Here is a 15,264-nt window from a genome sequence, read left to right as displayed (position 1 = left end):
GTGGCGCGGAGGGTACACCGGGTTCGGGCGCTGTACACTCCCGCCCGGCATGCACTTGCAGTTTCACATCCAGGCCGAGGACCCGGGCTCGCGCGCACGTCGGGGCGTGTTCGTCACCCCGCACGGGTGCGTCGACACGCCGGCGTTCATGACCGTGGGGACGCGGGCGTCGGTGACCGGTCTGACGCCGGCCGACCTCGTCGAGGTCGGCACCCAGGTCGTGCTCGGTAACACCTATCATTTGATGTTGCGGCCGGGCGTGGAGGTGTTCGAGCGGGTCGGTGGGATCCACCGATTCATGGGCTGGGGCGGGCCGATGCTGACCGACTCGGGCGGCTATCAGATCTTCTCGCTCTCGGAGGATCGGGTGATCTCCGAGAAGGGCGCGAGGTTTCGCAGCTACACCGATCGGCGGATGCATATGCTCTCGCCGGAAAAGTCGATCGCGGTGCAGACGGCGATCGGCGCCGACATCATGATGGTGCTCGACGTCTGCGTCGACGCCCGCTCGGATCTGGAGACCACGCGCGCGGCGATGGATCGCACACATCGCTGGGCGCTGCGCAGCCTCGCGGCGCGCCGCGACACCCGCAGGCGCTGTTTGCGATCATGCAGGGGGGGCATCTTCCCCGAGCTGCGGCGGGCCTCGGCCGAGTTCCTGACCGGGCACCCCTTCGACGGGTTTGCGATCGGCGGGCTCGCGGTCGGTGACACCCGGGCCGAGCGCGAGGAGGTCACGCACATGGCCGCCGAGCTGCTGCCGGCCGATCGTCCCCGCTATCTCATGGGCGTGGGCACCCCGCCCGATCTGTTGCACGCGATGCTGGCCGGCGTCGATATGTTCGACTGCATCCTGCCGACGAATCTCGGCTGGCAGGGCACCGCGTTCACGTCGACCGGGCGGGTCAAGCTGACGCGAGGCTTCAACGCGGGCGAGGACCGGCCGCTCGACGCCGGCTGCAGCTGCGCGACCTGCCGGACCTGGACGCGGGCCTATATCCACCATCTATTTCGCTGCGGCGAGGCGCTCGGGCCGCGGCTGCTGGCGATGCACAACCTCCACCATTACAACGCGCTGATGGTCGAATCGCGGGCCGCGATCGCGGCCGGGTGCTTCGCCGCCTACGCGCGCGAGAAGCTCGAGCGGATCGACCGCCACGAGCACAGCGATCGCCGGATCGGCGCGGCGGCATGAGCGGCGACGAATGCGAGGTGGTGACGACCGGGGACGGCATGAGCGGCGACGAATGCGAGGTGGTGACCACCCGCGACGGCGCGCGGGCGATGCTCGACCGGCGGGTCGGTGAGGTGATGCATCCGGTGGTCGGGCCGGCGATTGAGGCGGCGCGCCTGTACGTCGGGCCGTCGCGGCTGGCCGCGCGGCTGGCCGCGGGCGGCGAAGATCCGCTGCTGCTGCTCGACGTCGGGCTCGGCGCGGGCTCCAACGCGATCGCGGCGTGGCGGCTGTCGGAGTCGCTGCCGGCGTCGGCGCGGCCGCTGACGATCGTCAGCTTCGAGCGCTGCCTCGATCCGCTGCGGCTGGCGCTGGCGCCCGAGCACGCGGGCAGCTTCGGCCTCGCGGGCGCGGCCGGCGAGGCCGCGCGGGCGCTGCTCGCCCGCGGCGAGCATGCGACGGCGCGGACCCGCTGGCGCCTGGTCACCGGCGAGCTGCCGGACACGCTGGCGGGCGAGCCTGCGGACGCGGCCGATGTCGTGTTCTGGGACCCGTACTCGGCGCGGCAAAACCCGACGCTGTGGTCGGTGGCCGCGTTCGCGGCGGTGCGGCGCTGCTGCCGGGTCGGGGTGACGCTGCACACCTACAGCGGCGCGACGGCGACGCGGGCGGCGCTGCTGCTGGCCGGCTTTGTCGTCGGCGTGGGCGATGCGAGCGGGGAGCAGCGCGCGGGCACCTGCGCGGCGCTGCGGCGCTGCGACCTGGCGCGCCCGCTGGACCTACGCTGGCTGGCCCGGCTGTCGCGCTCGTCGTCGGCGCTGCCGGCCGACGCCCCGGCCGACGCGCTGCAGCGGATCTCGCGGCATCCGCAATTCGCGGAGAATATGTAGGCAGTTCCTGGGCGGGCACGCGTATGCCCAGTGCGGACGGCGGCGCGAAGGAGCGGGCGGCCCCGATCGCGCTATTTGTTGCCCACCGCGGCGTCGACGACGGCGAGGAAGTCGGCCTCGTTGATGCACTTTGTGCCGTATTTCCTGGCCTTCTCGGCCTTGCTCGAGCCGAGTTGGGTCGGCCATGACGAGGTATTTGAGGTCCTTGGTGACGCCCGGGCAAGGTGCCGCCGTGCTTCTCGACCATATCCTCGTACTCCTTGCGCGGCCGCGACAGCGCCCCGGTGAAGCAGAAGCTCTGGCCCAGGAGAGGCCCGCCGTGCGACGGGGCCACCGGGACGACGCCGACGGCGAGTAATCGGTCGATCTCGGCGGAGCGGGCCTTCAGGCCCAGGGTCACCACCTTGGCCTTGCTCGGGCCGAGGCCCGGGATCTTGCTGAGCTCGGCCTCGCTGGCCTTGCGGAGCTTCTCGAGCGTATCAAAGCCGTTGCTGACGATCAGCTTGGCGGTCAGCAGCGCGAAGTGTTCGATGCCGAGGAGGCCAGGAATAAGGGCAGGCTGAGCGGGAGCTTGGCCCGGAGGTTGGCGAGGATCTTCTTGGCGCTGATCTCCCCCATATGCTCGAGCTTGGCCACGTCCTCAAACCTCAGCTTGTAGAGGTCGCTGGGCTCGGTGGCGAGCTTGGCCCGCACCAGCTCGCCGATGATGTGGGCGCCGAAGTCGTGCACGTCCTGGGCCTCGACCCAGTTCTTGAGGCGGCCCTCGACGACCGCGCGGCACTGGGTGTTGCGGCAGGAGATGAACTCGCCCTCGCTCACCAGCTTGCTCTGCACAGACCGCGCAGGTGGTGGGGATGACCGCGGGCGGGCCGTGCTTGACGACCACCTCCTCGACCTGGGGGATGACGTCATTGCGGCGCGACACCAGGATCTCGTCGCCCTCGGAGATGCCGAGCGCCTGACGTTGGAGATGTTGTGGAGGCTGGCGCGCTCGAGGTCCGCGCCGCCGCTCCACACCAGGTCGAACTCGGCGATCGGCGTGACCCGGCCCGAGTCGCCGGTGTCCCAGACGATGCGATTGAGCCGCGTCACCTTGGTCTGCGACGCGACCTTGAGCGCGATCGCGGCCCGGGGCGACCGGCCAGCTCGCCGAGCAGCGCCTGCGTGCGGACCGGGTTGCAGCAATGACCAGTCCGTCGATCTCGTAGTCCACCTCGGCCCGCTTGCTGGCGGCGTATTGCCGGTACAGCTGCAGCGCTCCGGCGGCGTCGGTGGGGTAGTGATTCGGCGTCTCGAAGCCCAGCTGCTTGAGCCGCGCGAACTTCTGGACCTCGTGGACGGACTCCTCGCCCTCGAGATCGTAGAAGAGGACCGTGAGGTGCTCGCAGCCGTTGCCGTCGAAGCGCTTGGCGGTGCCGGACGCCATGTTGCGGGCGTTGGAGGCGTTCGGGAACGACCGCTTCATGTCGGTCAGCTTGAGCACGATCTCGCCGCGGACCGAGATGTGGAGCTTCTCCTTGAGCCGGGGCGGCACGCCCTTCATGCGCGCGACGTTGGTGGTGATCCGCTCGCCGATCTGGCCGTCACCCCGCGTGATCGCCTCGGTCATGACGCCGTCCTCGTAGATCACCTCGAGCGAGATGCCGTCCAGCTTCTCGGTGACGAACAGGTCGCCCACCACCTTGGGGAGCTTGTCTCTGGCCGCGTGCTCCTCACAGCGAGCGACCCATGCCGAGAATTCGGCCTCGTCCGTGGCCTTGTTGAGCGAGCCCATGGGGAGCTTGTGCTGGGCCTTCTCCCATTCGGTGACCGGGGCGCCCGCGGCCCGCGGTTTGGCCTTGGTCGGCACCGGAGCGCCCACGCTGGCGAGCACGGCGTGGCTCGGGTCGAGGGCCCGGAGCTCGTCCTCGAGCTGATCGTAGGCCGCGTCCGACACCAGCGGGTGGCCGTTATAGTAGGCGTCCTTGTACTTGCGCAGCAGCGTCGCCAGCTCGGCGATCCGCGCCGCGGGCCCCGCGGCGGCCGGGGCCTTGCCGGGCTTCGCGATGTCCGTGGGGGCCGTGGGGTCCGCGGGCTTGGCGGGCTTGGCGGGCTTGGCGGGCTTGGCGGCGGCTTGGCGGCGGGCTTGGCGGGTGTCCCTGCTGCGGTGGGCTTCTTGGTGGGCATGGCTTCTCCACGGCGCGATTCACGGTAGTTGCTTGCGCACCGAAGGTGCGCCGGGAGTGCGGGGCAAGCGAGGGTACACGCAGCGGGCCGGCGGGGGGCGGATGATCGCGTGGGTCGTGCAATGAGCGTGACGCGCGTCCCCGCGCAAGCGCGCTGCGCGTTTTCGTGGCCTCCCGCGGGCGACCAGCAAAGTCGGAGCCAGGCGAGGACCCACATTGCAATGCGGCGATCTCCGACAGCGACGATTGCGGCGAATGATAGTTCCAGGATCGTCGGCGCTCGACAATCGAGTGACCTGTGTAGATCAGCGGCGCCGCGGCTCGCGTCTTTGGGCTCACCCGGCCGCGGGTTCACGGGCTCCGCTTCGCGGCGATCTGGGTTAGGGTGCGGCCAATGCACTGCCCGGCCCGCGCCCTCATCCTCGCCCCACTCCTCGCCTGCGGCGACGCCACCGGCGAGGCGAGCACCGCCGCCACGAGCGAGGCTTCAGGGCCGAGCTCCACGACCACGGCGCCCACCAGCGGGGGCGAGGACTCGAGCACGGGCGCCCCGGTCACGACCGCAGCCACGAGCGGCGATCCCACGGGCGAGGCGAGCGGCGATCCCACGGCGGCGCCGACCACCGGCGAGCCGCCGCCGCCGCCCTTCGTGCAGATCGACCCCGACGACCCCCACCGGTTGCGCTGGCGCGGCCAGCCGTTCTACGCCGCGGGGTACTATCCCGGCGCCGCCTTCAACATGACCGGCCCCGACTTCGGCGGCGACTATCTGGCCTTCCAGACCGCGGTCATGGACGCCCTCGCCGCGGGCGGCATCAGTATTTCCGCGTGTGGATCAACTGGGGAATGTCGGTAATGACAGCGCCCCGCTCGAGGAGCAGTGGGACCACGATATCCTCCACCCGTACCAGCGCACCGGCCCCGGAAGCGCCGTCGACGGCGCGCCGAAGTTCAACCTCGACGCCTGGAACCCCGACTATTTCGCCTGGCTGGCGACGGCGGTCGACCTCGCCAGCGACCGCGAGCTGGTGGTCCAGATCATCCTCCTCGACTGCTGGCACGCGGGCTTCGGCCTGCAGTACGGCTTTGGCGAGCTCGACTACTTCGCGGCCGGGAACAACATCAACGGCATCGGCTTCGCCGACGAGGCCGCCTGGCTCGACACCGCCGGCCCGGTGTTCGCCCGCCACCAGGCCTTCGTCGAGCGCGTGGTCGACACCCTCGGCGAGCGCGACAACCTGGTCTGGGAGACCTGCAACGAGAAGCGCGCGGGCTCCCACGCGAGCCCCGACGATACCCGCATGGACGCCTGGCACGCGGCGATCGCCGACATCGTCCGCGCCCGCGAGACCGCCCTCGGGCTGGCCACCCACCGCCTCGTCGTGCCCGTCGACCTGCCCGAGCACCGCACCGTCGCCGGCCACCAGACACCCAGCGACGGCGGCGAATCCATCGCCGACATGCGCGCCCGCCTGGCCGGCGAGCAGTTCGCGTGGGGCCTCCCGCTCATCTCCGACAACGACTGCTGCCCGGGCCAGCCCGCCGCCGACGCGGTCCGCGTCAAGGCCTGGGCCGCCCTCACGGCCGGCGCCCACGTCGATATCTTTAATAATGAGATGTTCAAGGGCGCTGTGTTGGGCAATGCCAACACCGCGGCGGGCATCAAGGCCGTCGGCATCGTCGCGGCCTTTGTCCGCACCCTGAGGTCGACCTCGTGGGCATGACGCCGTCCGACGGCGTCGTCACCGGCGACGCCTGGACCTACGCCCGGCCGGGCGAGGAATATGGTGTACCTGCCAAACGGCGGCCAGGTCGAGATCGCCAGGCTGCCGCCGGCGAGAGCGCCCGGTGGTGGGACCCGCGTGAGGGCGGCGCCCAGGACGCCGGCCCCGGACCCAGCTTCACGGCGCCCGGCCCGGGCGACTGGGCGCTGCACGTCCGGGTGCCGTGATTGAGCGGCGCCGTCGGGTCGTCGAAGCACCGACGCGTGAAAGGGGGGGCGGACGGGTCGGCGACGTCGGTGGGCGGTGGCGCTACATCGGGATGTAATCCTGGCACAGGCTCGCCTCGACGGAGTCGTTGATCGCGGCGTTGAGGCTCAGCTGATTGGCGAGGACGAGGTTGATGTTGAAGGCGCCGCCGTCGGTGGCGTCGGGGATCGGTGTCTTGCCGTTGTAGGGGGTGAAGAAGCCCATGCTCACGTCCTGGTTGTCGCCGGGGCCGCCGGTCATGTCATTGTCGGCGAAGGCGAAGACGCGGACCTCGCGATCTTGCAGGGCCAGGACGGTCTCGTCGTAGGTGTGGGCGATGGCGAGGCCGCCTGGACGGCGCCCTTTTCGCCGAAGGTGTCATCGGTGCAATGAATGACCATGCGCAGGGTGTCCTCCATGGCGCGCCACTGGAAGCGCCGGCGCCCGTGAACAGGGCGTCGATGCTGTGCTCGGGCCAGTCGTTGTTGAAGCCGCCGCCGTTGACCTGCGAGTTGGACTGGGTGAAGTTCCACCACTTATTGAAGTCCTGCTTGAGGGTCTGGACGTCGGCGTAGGGGGCCCCGCCGTTGATGATGAGGGTGTCGTCGACGAATACGACGAGGCCGTAGTGCACGTCGGGGAGGACGTCGAGGGACTTGAGCTTGGCGTCGACGGTGAGGATCTCGTCCTCCAGCTTCTGCAGGAGGGCGAGCATCGAGGTCGAGACGTCCATGACGAAGACGATGTCGATCTGCTGCTTGCAGTTGGCGTCGCCGGACTCGCCGAAGCTGTCGAAGGTGGTGCCGCCGACGCTGGTGGTGAAGGGGTCGACGTCGCCGGTGGTGGTGCCGCTGGCGCTGGCGGTGGCGGTGGCGGTGGCGGTGGCGGTGGCGTCGCTGGTGCTGGTCGGCTGGCTGGCCTGGCTGTCGCTGACGCTGCCGGCGGAGGTCGGGGCGCTGTCGGTGGCGCTGGCGCTGGCTGTGTCGGTGGCGCTCGCGCTGACGGTGGTGGGGTTGGTCGGGTTGGTGGCGCTGGCGCTCGCGCTGGCGCTCGCGCTCGCGGAGCCGCTGTCGCCGCTGTCGCCGCAGGCCGGGGCGAGGAGGACCAGGGGGGTGACGCTGCAGAGGGCGAGGCGGCGGAGCGAGGGCATGGCAGCCGTTATCGTCCGGGGCGGCCGTCGGCGCAAGCGGGAAGGCCCGAGTGGGCCGGCCAAGGTGGCCCAGGCTGGGCCACCTTGGCCCGAGGCGGCGCAGTGGCGTGGTGAGCCGTGCGGGGTGTAGGAAGCGGCATGATCGACGGAGGCTTTGCCGTGACGACGCCGCTGTGGGACTCGGAGCCGCTGGCGCGGGCGCTCGGGGTGCCGGTGTACTTGAAGATGGAGGCGCTGCAGCCGTGCGGGTCGTTCAAGATCCGCGGGCTCGGGGCGGTGTGCGCGGCTCGGGTGGCCGCGGGGGCGCGGCGCCTGCTGTGCTCGTCGGGCGGCAACGCGGGGCTGGCGGTGGCCTACGCCGGGCGGCGGCTCGGGGTGCCGGTCACGGTGGTGGTGCCGCGCAGCACGACCGCGTGGGCGCGCGAGCGGATCGCGGCGGAGGGGGCCGCGGTGGTCGAGCACGGGGCGGCGTGGGCCGAGGCGCACGCGTATGCCCTTGAGAACATGTCCGAAGGGACAGCCTATGTGCACCCCTTCGACGACCCGGAGATCTGGGAGGGGCACGCGCCGATGATCGACGAGGCGGCGGTGCAATTGGCGAGTTACACGGGCGAGCCGCCGGGGGCCGTGGTGGTCGCGGTCGGCGGCGGAGGGCTGCTGTGCGGCGTGCTGCTCGGGATGCAGCGGGTCGGCTGGGGCGCGGTGCCGGTGCTGGCGGTGGAGACGACGGGGGCGGCCTCGCTGGCGGCGGCGATCGCCGCGGACGCGCTGGTGAGCCTGGCGAAGATCGACACGCTGGCGACGACGCTGGGGGCGGCGCGGGTCGCCGCCGAGGCGCTGACGTGGACGCGGCGCCGGCCGGTGCAGGCGTGGCAGGTCAGCGACGCCGCCGCGGTGGTCGCGTGCGAGCGCTTCCTCGACGACCATCGCGTGCTGGTCGAGCCCGCGTGCGGAGCTGGCCTTTCGGCCATCTACGACGCGGCGGCGCCGCTGCGCGGGCGAAGCTCGGTGCTGGTGATCGTGTGTGGCGGCGCGGGCGTGTCGTTAGCGCTCTTGCGCGCATGGGTGCAAGCGACGCGTGGCGCGTGAGCGGTGGGGGGGTCGGGACCCTCGACCGTGAGGGGGGTATGGGGGATCGTGGGGGCATGCAGCGATCGCGTCTTGAATTGGTAGTCGTCGCCATTGTCGCCGGGGCTTGCGGTGCCCTGCTCCCGGTCGTGCTCGCGGGGCTCGGGGAGCCCGTCGCCCACGCGGCGGGGCTCGGCACGGTCAAGGCCAAGGCATTCGTCCTGACCGACGGTGTGACCACGCGGGCCCGCCTCGATCTCGCGGTCGGCGGAGGTGCACAGCTCGACGTCTATGACGCGGCCGGTGGCGTCGTCGTCCGGCTCGACGCCACAGATGCCAGTCCCTACCCGTCGCTGAGCCTGTACAAGGACGGCGTGAAGCGGACCATGCTGACCGACTCGGGTGTCTACCTGTACGGCTCCGACGCGAAGATGCGGGCGGAGATCCAGGGCTCGACGACCTACGGGATGGTCAACCTCTACAACGAAGGGGTCATGTGCGCCAACCTTGCCAACTCGGCGATGAGCCTGTCGCCGGCGGATGGTCGCCGGCTCGCCCTCTCGGCCGACGGTGTCATCGTCTCCAACGCCACCGGCGGGTTGTTCAGCGCCGGGAAGGATCCCTTCTCGGCGGACCTGCGCGGGATCGTCACCATCACCGATCAGACGACCTCGCCGGATACCGTCAAGTACATCCGCGCGATCCCGTGATCATGCGCCGGTGGGTCGCGTGTCTTGGGCGGCGCGTGATCGCTGTAGCTCTCGTGCGTGGCGCGGTCGCGCTCACCGTCGTCATGCAGCCGGGGCTTGAGTGCCCGGCGGGCTTCTGCCAGCGTTGTCACTCTGGTGCCAGCGCGCGAGCCACCCCCCGCCGGAAAACGGCCACTCCGCGCTCAGGATCCCGGGCCCATGCCGTCGCGGCGGCAGGCGTCGCGCCGCAACGACGGCGACGAGGACGAGATGCCGACTGGCGTGCGGCCGCCGCCGCGGTCGTTCAGCGCACCGTCTCCGTCGTCCGCGTCCGGTGCTCCGCCCGCGGACGAGGCCGAGTTCCACGACTGGGACGGCCCACCGACGCAGGAGCTGATCCTAAGCTCGCGTCAGGCGGCGATGGCACGGGCCCCCGAGCCAGCGTCGCGCCCGGTCGCGGCGGCGCCGAGCCGCGAGCCGATCGCGGGGCCGCGACCCGCAGCGGCGACGCCGACGCGTGAGCCGGCCGCGGTGCCGCGACCGACAGCCCCCGCGCCGCGAGAGTCGCCGCGACCGACAGCGGGGCCGCGCGAGTCGTTCACGGTGCCGCACCCGGCGAGCCCGGCTCCGGCGCCGCAAGCATCGGTCGCGGCGGCGCGCGAGTCGTTCGCGGTGCCGCACCCGGCGAGCCCGGCTCCGGCGCCGCAAGCATCGGTCGCGGCGGCACGTGAGTCGTTCGCGGTGCCACAGCCGGCGAGCCCGGCTCCGGTGCTTGCGGGCGACGATGCCGGGGGTGACGACGTTGCGGTCGACGAGGTCGATGAGGCCGCGGGGGACGACGTTGCGGTCGACGAGGTCGCTGAGGCCGCGGGCGACGACGTTGCGATCGACGATGTCGGGATGGACGACCTCGCCGACAAGCCGCCGCGGTTCGGCGAGCTCCGGCGTCGCTTCGGCGAGCTCCGCGGTCGCTTCGGCCTGCTCCCGATCCGGGTTCGGCTTGCGATCGCCGGGACCCTCGCGGCGCTCGTGCTCGTCGCCATCGTCATGCTGGCCACGCGCGACCCGGCGGCCGCCTGCGCCGAGGCGGATGACCCGGCCGCCGCGCTCTGGGACGGTCGACGCGACGCGATCCACGGCGCGATCACTGCGACCAAGGTCAGCTTCGCCGAGAGCACCTGGGAGCGGGCCGCCGCGCGCCTGGATGCCCACGCCGCCGCGCTGCGGGCGAGCGGCCTCGCGGCGTGCGCGGCTCATCGACGCGGCGAGCGCTCCGACGCGACCTGGGCCCGTCAGTCGGCCTGTCTCAGCGGTCAATACGTGGCCCTCAAGGTCCTCACCGACGCCCTCGCCAGCGCCGACGCGAGGACCGTCGAGGGCGCCCTGTTTGCGGTCGGGGAGCTGCCTCCACCCGCCACCTGCGACGACATCGAGGCCCTCCCCGCGGCGATCGTTGCGCCCGGAGATCCCGCGGTCGCGGCCGAGGCCGAGCTCCGTCGCGAGCAGCTCGCGGCGGCGCGGCTGGCCGTGACGATGCGCCGGGCCAGCGAGGGTCTGCGCGTCGCCACGCCGCTCCTGACCCGCGCGCGTGAGCTCGGCGATCGCCCGGTCGAGGTCGAGGTCGCCGGCATCATCGGCGAGCTCCACGCGATCGCCGGTGACTTCGCGGCCGCCGAGCTGGCCCTCACCGACGCGGTCTGGCTCGCGGACCTCGTCGGGGACGACGAGCTGCTGGCCCGCCACATGGCGGCGTTGCTCCGCGTGATCGGCGTCGAGCTGGCGCGCCCCGAGGACGCGCTGCGCTGGCGTCGGCACGCCGAGACGGTGCTCGCCCGCTTGCCGCCCGGGTCACGCGGCGCGGCACATCTCATCGCTGGGCTCGGCACCGTGCTCGCCGCCTCGGAGCCCGGGCCGGCGCTTGCGCTGCTGCAGAAGGCGCTCGCGCTGGCCGAGGCGCAGGACGGCCCGGAGCACGAGCACGTGGCCGCGGTCCTGGTCCGGCTCGCCGAGGCCCAGGCGCGCAAGGGCGATCTGGCGGCCGCTCGCGCGAGCCTCACCCGTGCGCTCACGATCAGCGAGACGCGGCTCGGTCCCGATCACCCGGGCGTGGCCGCCGTCCTGCAGAGCTTCGCCGCCGTCGACGCGAGCAGCGGCGACGCAGCCGCGGCCGAGGTTCACCTTGTGCGGGCGCTCGCCATCCAGGAGGCGAGCCTCGGCCGCGAGCACGCCGATCTGGTGCCCACGCTCAGCCAGCTCGGTCGCCTCCTGGCGGCCCGCGGCGATCAGCTCGGGGCGGGCTCGTACTTTGAGCGGGCGCTCACCATCCTCGCGGCGCGGCCGGACGACGCCCCGGCTCGCCTCGCCGAGGTCCGGTATGACCTCGCTCGCACGCTGCGCGTGCAGGCCGTCGACCCCGGACGCCAGCGCGAGCTCGCCGGCCTCGCGCTCGCCAGCTTCCGCGAGCAGGACCCAGCGCGCCACGGCGACGCGATCAGCGAGCTGGAGTCCTGGCTGGACGAGCAGCCGGAGGGCTCGCGGGTCAAGAAGAAGCCGACGACGAAGAAGCCGACGAAGAAACCGACGAAGAAGCCGAAGAAGAAGCCGAAGAAGAAGCCGAAGAAGAAGTGATGCGCCGGCGCGTCGTCGTCACCCTGACCAGGTCTGCAGGTTCCGGGGGATGTCGCGCTCGCGGAGGATCCGCTCGAGATCGTGCGAGCGGACAGCGGTCGGCATGGCGTTGCTGCGCGGCGAGCGGTGCCGCGGCTTGACGGTCGCGCGGACGCTCGCGCAAGATGGCCAGTCGCGGCGGAGGGTGGTGGCGATGCACATCGAGGTCGATCGTTTCCTGGCGTTGACGGCGATGCTGGCGGGCTTCGTGCCGACGAGCGGGCCTCGCTGCGATGAGATCGAGGCCCACGAGGCCCACGAGGCCCACGAGGTCAGCGAGGTCCACGACGGTGGCGGCGGCTCCGAGGGCGCGAGGGATCTCGAAGCGGACGGGGCGTGATCGCGGGCCGGCCCTGTGCGAGGATGCCGGCGTGAACGACCCGCGGATCGTGCCGGCCGCGCTGCCGTGGGCCGAGGCCTGGCGGACGATCGGGGTCACGGGGACCAACGGCAAGACCTCGACCACGGTGCTGACCGCGGCGGCGATCCAGGCCGGGGGTGAGCGGGTGTTCTCATCGACGACGCTGGACTACTGCGTCGACGGGACCTCGCTGGGGCTGGTCCGCAACTGGCCGAACTTTCTCCGGGCCGCCGAGCGCTGTCACGAGCTCGGTGGCACCCGGGCGGTCGTCGAGATCACGAGTCAGGCGCTGGCCCGCGGGTACGCCAAGCGCTGGCGCTACGACGTCGGTGTGTTCACCAACCTGTCGCCCGATCACTTCAAGACGCACGGGTCGTGGGAGCACTACCTCGCCAGCAAGGCGCAGCTGTTCGTGCACCTGCCGGCGTACGGGGCCGCGGTGCTGAACGCTCGCGACGCCAGCGCCTCGTTGATCGATCGCGTGATCGCGGCCGAGGTGCCGCGGCTGTGGTTCGGGGTGGCGTCGCGGGGGCCGGCGCTGCGAGCCGAGGACCTGGCGGCGCGGCGGGTCGAGGTGTCGCCGCAGGGGACGCGGGTGACGCTGTGGCCCTCGCCGCTGGCCGAGGCTCTCGGTGGGTCGTTCGAGCTGCGCCTGGTCGGCGAGGTGTTCGCCGAGAACGCGCTGGCGGCCGCCTGCGCGGCACATGCGGTGGGGACAGCGGGGTCGGCGATCGTGCGCGGGCTGGCGAGCTGCGCGGGGGTGCCGGGGCGCTTCGAGCTGGTGCGGCGCGACGGGCCGGTGGTGGCGGTCGACTATGCCCACACACCCGACGCGCTGACGCGGACTTGCGCGACGGCGAGGTCGCTGGCGGGGTCCGGGCGGGTGATCGTGGTGTTCGGGGCGGGCGGCGACACGGACGCGGGCAAGCGCGGGCCGATGGGCGAGGCGGTCGGGGTGGCGGCGGACGTCGCTGTGGTGACGACCGACAACCCGCGGCACGAGGATCCGCGGGCGATCGCGGCGATGTTGATCGCGGGGATCGAGCGCGGCGGGCGGGCGCGGGTGATCGTCGAGGCCGATCGGGCGCGGGCGATCGCGCTGGCGCTGGCGGAGGCCGGACGGCACGATGTCGTGGTGGTCGCGGGCAAGGGGCACGAGACGGGGCAGACGATCGCGGGCGAGACGCTGCCGTTCTCGGACCGCGACGAGCTGCGGCGCTTGCTCGGGCCGGAGGTCGCGTGAGGGTGGGGCTCTTGCCGGAGGGCGCGAGGGCGGGGCCGTGGCGCGTGTCGGAGGGCGCGTGAAGGCGGGGCAGTGGCTCGCGTCGGACGGCGCGGCGGCGGGGCTGCTGGCGGCGGTCGACGCGGCGCTGATGCGGCATCGCCGGGGGCTCGAGCTCGAGTTCGGGTGGACGCAGCTCGAGCTCGCGGCGCAGGTTGACGCGCAGGCGCGGGCGCTGCGGCTGCGCGGGCAGGTGGCGCTGCCGCGGATGATCGCGGGGGTGAGGTCGAGGCTCGCGCCGCTGCTGCCGGGCGGCTGGTGCCTCGACCTCGCGGGGGTGAGCGTGCGCCCGGCGCTCGGCTGGCGCGCGCTGGGGCCGGGGGTGACCCGTCTGTGGCGCGCGCCGAAGATGGCTCTTGAGACAGGTGCGAAGGGACATGTCCCGGAGTATCACGGGCTGACGAGCGAGCTGCTGCCGGGTGACGGGCCCGTCCTGTTGCTGGCCGAGTGGCGGCAGTGGTCGCTGGTGCGGGCGGGCGACGGCACGGTCGGCTGGCTGTGTGGGCGGGTGGCTCCGAGGCTGGTGCCGGGGTTCGCTCCGACGCTGGCTCCGAGGCTGGTGCCGCTCCGACGCTGGCACGGCGACGGGTCGGCGAGGCCGCGGCGCTGCGGCGCCTGGCGGCCCGGCTGCGCGGGCACCTCGGGGTGCCGTACCTGCTCGGCGGGACGACGCGGCGGCACATCGACTGCTCGGGGCTGGTGCAGCGCTGCGTCCGCGAGGCGCTGGGGCTGGTGCTGCCGCGGCACTCGAGCGACCAGGCGGCGGTCGCGGGGGCGCAGGAGGGGTCCGGGCGGGCGCTCGGCGAGCCCGGAGACCTGCTGTTCATGGCCGGGCTGGACGCGGCGCAGGGGCACGTGGGGGTGGTGCTGCGGGGCGCGAGGCCGGGGGCGCGGACGCTGCTGCACGCGTCGGCGCGGCGCGGTGAGGTGGTCGAGGAGCCGCTCGATGCTTGCCTCGCGCGGGTCGGCCGGGTCGAGCACGTGGCGCTGGCGCAGCTGCTCGAGCTGGGGTGAGGGCGCGTGTTATGGTCGGCGGGGCAGCACCTCGGGGTGTCGTCCGTGCGGAGCTGAACATGAACTTGCGACTGAAGAATCTCGCTGCGGCGCTGCTGGTGGTGGCTTGCGGACCGACCAAGGACGACCTGCCCGGGACCGAGTCCAGCGGGACGACGGCGGGCGAAGTGACGGGCGGGGTGACGGGCGGGGTGACGGGCGGGACGACGCCGACCGGCTCGGGCGGCGTCGATGACACCGGGGGTGTGACCGGCTCGGGCGGGGTCGACTCGGCGAGCAGCGGAGGTGCGGCGGACTGCGCGGGGCTGGCGGAGGCGGCGTGCGAGGCGGCGCCGGAGTGCGCGCCGCGTTACGGGCTGGCGTTCGCGTTCGAGGGCTGTCCCGGGGGACAGGTGTACCTCGGCTGCGGGCTCGAGATGGCCTGCGACGCGGTGCTGTTGACGGTGTGCCGCGACGGGACCGACGAGGTGTATCAGCTGCCGTCCGGGTGCCTGCCGCCGGGGTTCACGGCGTGCGAGACGATGCTGGGCCTGTGCGCGGGGGCGTGCCTCGGGCTCGACGAGGCGGCCTGCCCGACGAAGCCGGGCTGCAGGTCGATCTTCGGCAACCCGCACGTGATGGAGGGCGGCGGCTTCTGTGTCGACGACCAGAGCCCCGTGTTCCTCGCTTGCGACGTCGACGGCGGGGCGTGCCCGCCCTCTGTGCCGACCGTCTGTCCCGAAGGACAGCCGGACCAGCGCTTCGACGTGCCGTCGGGCTGCATCCCGCCGGGCTTCATGGACTGCGAGGGCGGGGGCACGCCGGCCTGCCCCTGAGGGCGCAGGCGACGGGCCC

Annotated in this window: 18 protein-coding genes and 1 pseudogene; 12 read left to right on the top strand and 7 right to left on the bottom strand. The window is 72.6% G+C overall.

Annotated elements, in window-relative coordinates; translation table 11 throughout:
* Window positions 1-49: 49 nt before the first annotated feature.
* Complete coding sequence (tgt, locus tag IPJ59_RS27225; RefSeq protein ID WP_293273960.1) at window positions 50-1,195, top strand: tRNA guanosine(34) transglycosylase Tgt; 1,146 nt, start codon at window positions 50-52, stop codon at window positions 1,193-1,195.
* Entirely contained in the window at window positions 1,192-2,064 is an 873-nt protein-coding gene (locus tag IPJ59_RS27220) for an MnmC family methyltransferase (protein ID WP_293273959.1), read from the top strand. Before tgt ends, IPJ59_RS27220 begins: the two co-directional genes overlap by 4 nt.
* Before the next feature lie 232 nt (window positions 2,065-2,296).
* On the opposite strand, the pseudogene IPJ59_RS38175 reads toward IPJ59_RS27220, so the two are convergent.
* The 3 genes and pseudogenes from IPJ59_RS38175 to IPJ59_RS27210 form a co-directional block, all read right to left on the bottom strand.
* Window positions 2,297-2,563, bottom strand: a pseudogene (locus IPJ59_RS38175) (helix-hairpin-helix domain-containing protein); the annotation flags it as partial.
* An 11-nt stretch (window positions 2,564-2,574) separates the two neighbouring features.
* Complete coding sequence (locus tag IPJ59_RS27215; RefSeq protein ID WP_293273958.1) at window positions 2,575-2,700, bottom strand: hypothetical protein; 126 nt, start codon at window positions 2,698-2,700, stop codon at window positions 2,575-2,577.
* 4 nt (window positions 2,701-2,704) lie between these two features.
* Window positions 2,705-4,000 (bottom strand): hypothetical protein, encoded by a 1,296-nt coding sequence (locus IPJ59_RS27210; protein WP_463673375.1) that lies wholly within the window; start codon window positions 3,998-4,000, stop codon window positions 2,705-2,707.
* A gap of 623 nt (window positions 4,001-4,623) precedes the next feature.
* Here IPJ59_RS27210 and IPJ59_RS27205 point away from each other — a divergent pair.
* From IPJ59_RS27205 to IPJ59_RS27195, 3 genes are read left to right on the top strand one after another with little or no spacing between them, the layout of a single operon-like run.
* Window positions 4,624-5,085 (top strand): hypothetical protein, encoded by a 462-nt coding sequence (locus IPJ59_RS27205; protein WP_293273957.1) that lies wholly within the window; start codon window positions 4,624-4,626, stop codon window positions 5,083-5,085.
* The gene (locus tag IPJ59_RS27200; RefSeq protein ID WP_293273956.1) at window positions 5,060-5,953 is read left to right on the top strand and encodes a hypothetical protein; all 894 of its coding nucleotides are present in this window, start codon (window positions 5,060-5,062) and stop codon (window positions 5,951-5,953) included. Before IPJ59_RS27205 ends, IPJ59_RS27200 begins: the two co-directional genes overlap by 26 nt.
* Window positions 5,950-6,180: a hypothetical protein gene (locus IPJ59_RS27195; protein ID WP_293273955.1), complete on the top strand. Its 231-nt coding sequence runs from the start codon at window positions 5,950-5,952 to the stop codon at window positions 6,178-6,180. The genes IPJ59_RS27200 and IPJ59_RS27195 overlap by 4 nt, the downstream gene beginning before the upstream one ends.
* Window positions 6,181-6,262: 82 nt before the next feature.
* Here IPJ59_RS27195 and IPJ59_RS27190 read toward each other — a convergent pair whose 3' ends face one another.
* Window positions 6,263-6,460 carry a hypothetical protein gene (locus tag IPJ59_RS27190; protein ID WP_293273954.1) on the bottom strand — a complete coding sequence of 66 codons (198 nt, stop codon included), beginning with the start codon at window positions 6,458-6,460 and terminating at the stop codon, window positions 6,263-6,265.
* Window position 6,461: 1 nt separating this feature from the next.
* Window positions 6,462-7,349, bottom strand: coding sequence for a vWA domain-containing protein (locus IPJ59_RS27185; RefSeq protein WP_293273953.1), 888 nt, complete (start codon window positions 7,347-7,349; stop codon window positions 6,462-6,464).
* 159 nt (window positions 7,350-7,508) lie between these two features.
* Here IPJ59_RS27185 and IPJ59_RS27180 point away from each other — a divergent pair, with 159 nt between their 5' ends.
* From IPJ59_RS27180 to IPJ59_RS27170, 3 genes are all read left to right on the top strand, one after another.
* On the top strand, window positions 7,509-8,438 hold the full coding sequence (locus IPJ59_RS27180) for a pyridoxal-phosphate dependent enzyme (protein WP_293273952.1): 930 nt from the start codon (window positions 7,509-7,511) through the stop codon (window positions 8,436-8,438).
* A gap of 56 nt (window positions 8,439-8,494) precedes the next feature.
* Complete coding sequence (locus IPJ59_RS27175) at window positions 8,495-9,127, top strand: hypothetical protein (protein WP_293258517.1); 633 nt, start codon at window positions 8,495-8,497, stop codon at window positions 9,125-9,127.
* 198 nt (window positions 9,128-9,325) lie between these two features.
* Window positions 9,326-11,734: a tetratricopeptide repeat protein gene (locus IPJ59_RS27170; protein WP_293273951.1), complete on the top strand. Its 2,409-nt coding sequence runs from the start codon at window positions 9,326-9,328 to the stop codon at window positions 11,732-11,734.
* Between the two features lie 18 nt (window positions 11,735-11,752).
* On the opposite strand, the gene IPJ59_RS27165 is transcribed toward IPJ59_RS27170, so the two are convergent.
* On the bottom strand, window positions 11,753-11,935 hold the full coding sequence (locus IPJ59_RS27165; RefSeq protein ID WP_293273950.1) for a hypothetical protein: 183 nt from the start codon (window positions 11,933-11,935) through the stop codon (window positions 11,753-11,755).
* On the opposite strand from IPJ59_RS27165, the gene IPJ59_RS27160 reads away from it, so the two are divergent.
* Together IPJ59_RS27160 and IPJ59_RS27155 are read left to right on the top strand one after the other, a co-directional pair.
* Window positions 11,928-12,113, top strand: a complete 186-nt coding sequence (locus tag IPJ59_RS27160; RefSeq protein ID WP_293273949.1) for a hypothetical protein — start codon at window positions 11,928-11,930, stop codon at window positions 12,111-12,113. The genes IPJ59_RS27165 and IPJ59_RS27160 overlap by 8 nt on opposite strands.
* Window positions 12,114-12,144: 31 nt before the next feature.
* Window positions 12,145-13,377, top strand: coding sequence for a Mur ligase family protein (locus tag IPJ59_RS27155; RefSeq protein ID WP_293258509.1), 1,233 nt, complete (start codon window positions 12,145-12,147; stop codon window positions 13,375-13,377).
* Window positions 13,378-13,806: 429 nt separating this feature from the next.
* On the opposite strand, the gene IPJ59_RS27150 is transcribed toward IPJ59_RS27155, so the two are convergent.
* Complete coding sequence (locus IPJ59_RS27150) at window positions 13,807-14,055, bottom strand: hypothetical protein (RefSeq protein ID WP_293273948.1); 249 nt, start codon at window positions 14,053-14,055, stop codon at window positions 13,807-13,809.
* Between the two features lie 6 nt (window positions 14,056-14,061).
* On the opposite strand from IPJ59_RS27150, the gene IPJ59_RS27145 reads away from it, so the two are divergent.
* Together IPJ59_RS27145 and IPJ59_RS27140 are read left to right on the top strand one after the other, a co-directional pair.
* Window positions 14,062-14,430 (top strand): C40 family peptidase, encoded by a 369-nt coding sequence (locus tag IPJ59_RS27145; protein ID WP_293273947.1) that lies wholly within the window; start codon window positions 14,062-14,064, stop codon window positions 14,428-14,430.
* Window positions 14,431-14,489: 59 nt separating this feature from the next.
* Window positions 14,490-15,245 (top strand): hypothetical protein, encoded by a 756-nt coding sequence (locus tag IPJ59_RS27140; protein WP_293258505.1) that lies wholly within the window; start codon window positions 14,490-14,492, stop codon window positions 15,243-15,245.
* Window positions 15,246-15,264 lie beyond the last annotated feature (19 nt).

Origin of the sequence: Nannocystis sp. (assembly GCF_016714285.1) — a bacterium.
Classification (GTDB): Bacteria; Myxococcota_A; Polyangia; order Nannocystales; family Nannocystaceae; genus Nannocystis.
The sequence above is the reverse complement of the archived record's forward strand: the minus strand, read 5'-3'. Positions and strand labels throughout refer to the sequence as shown.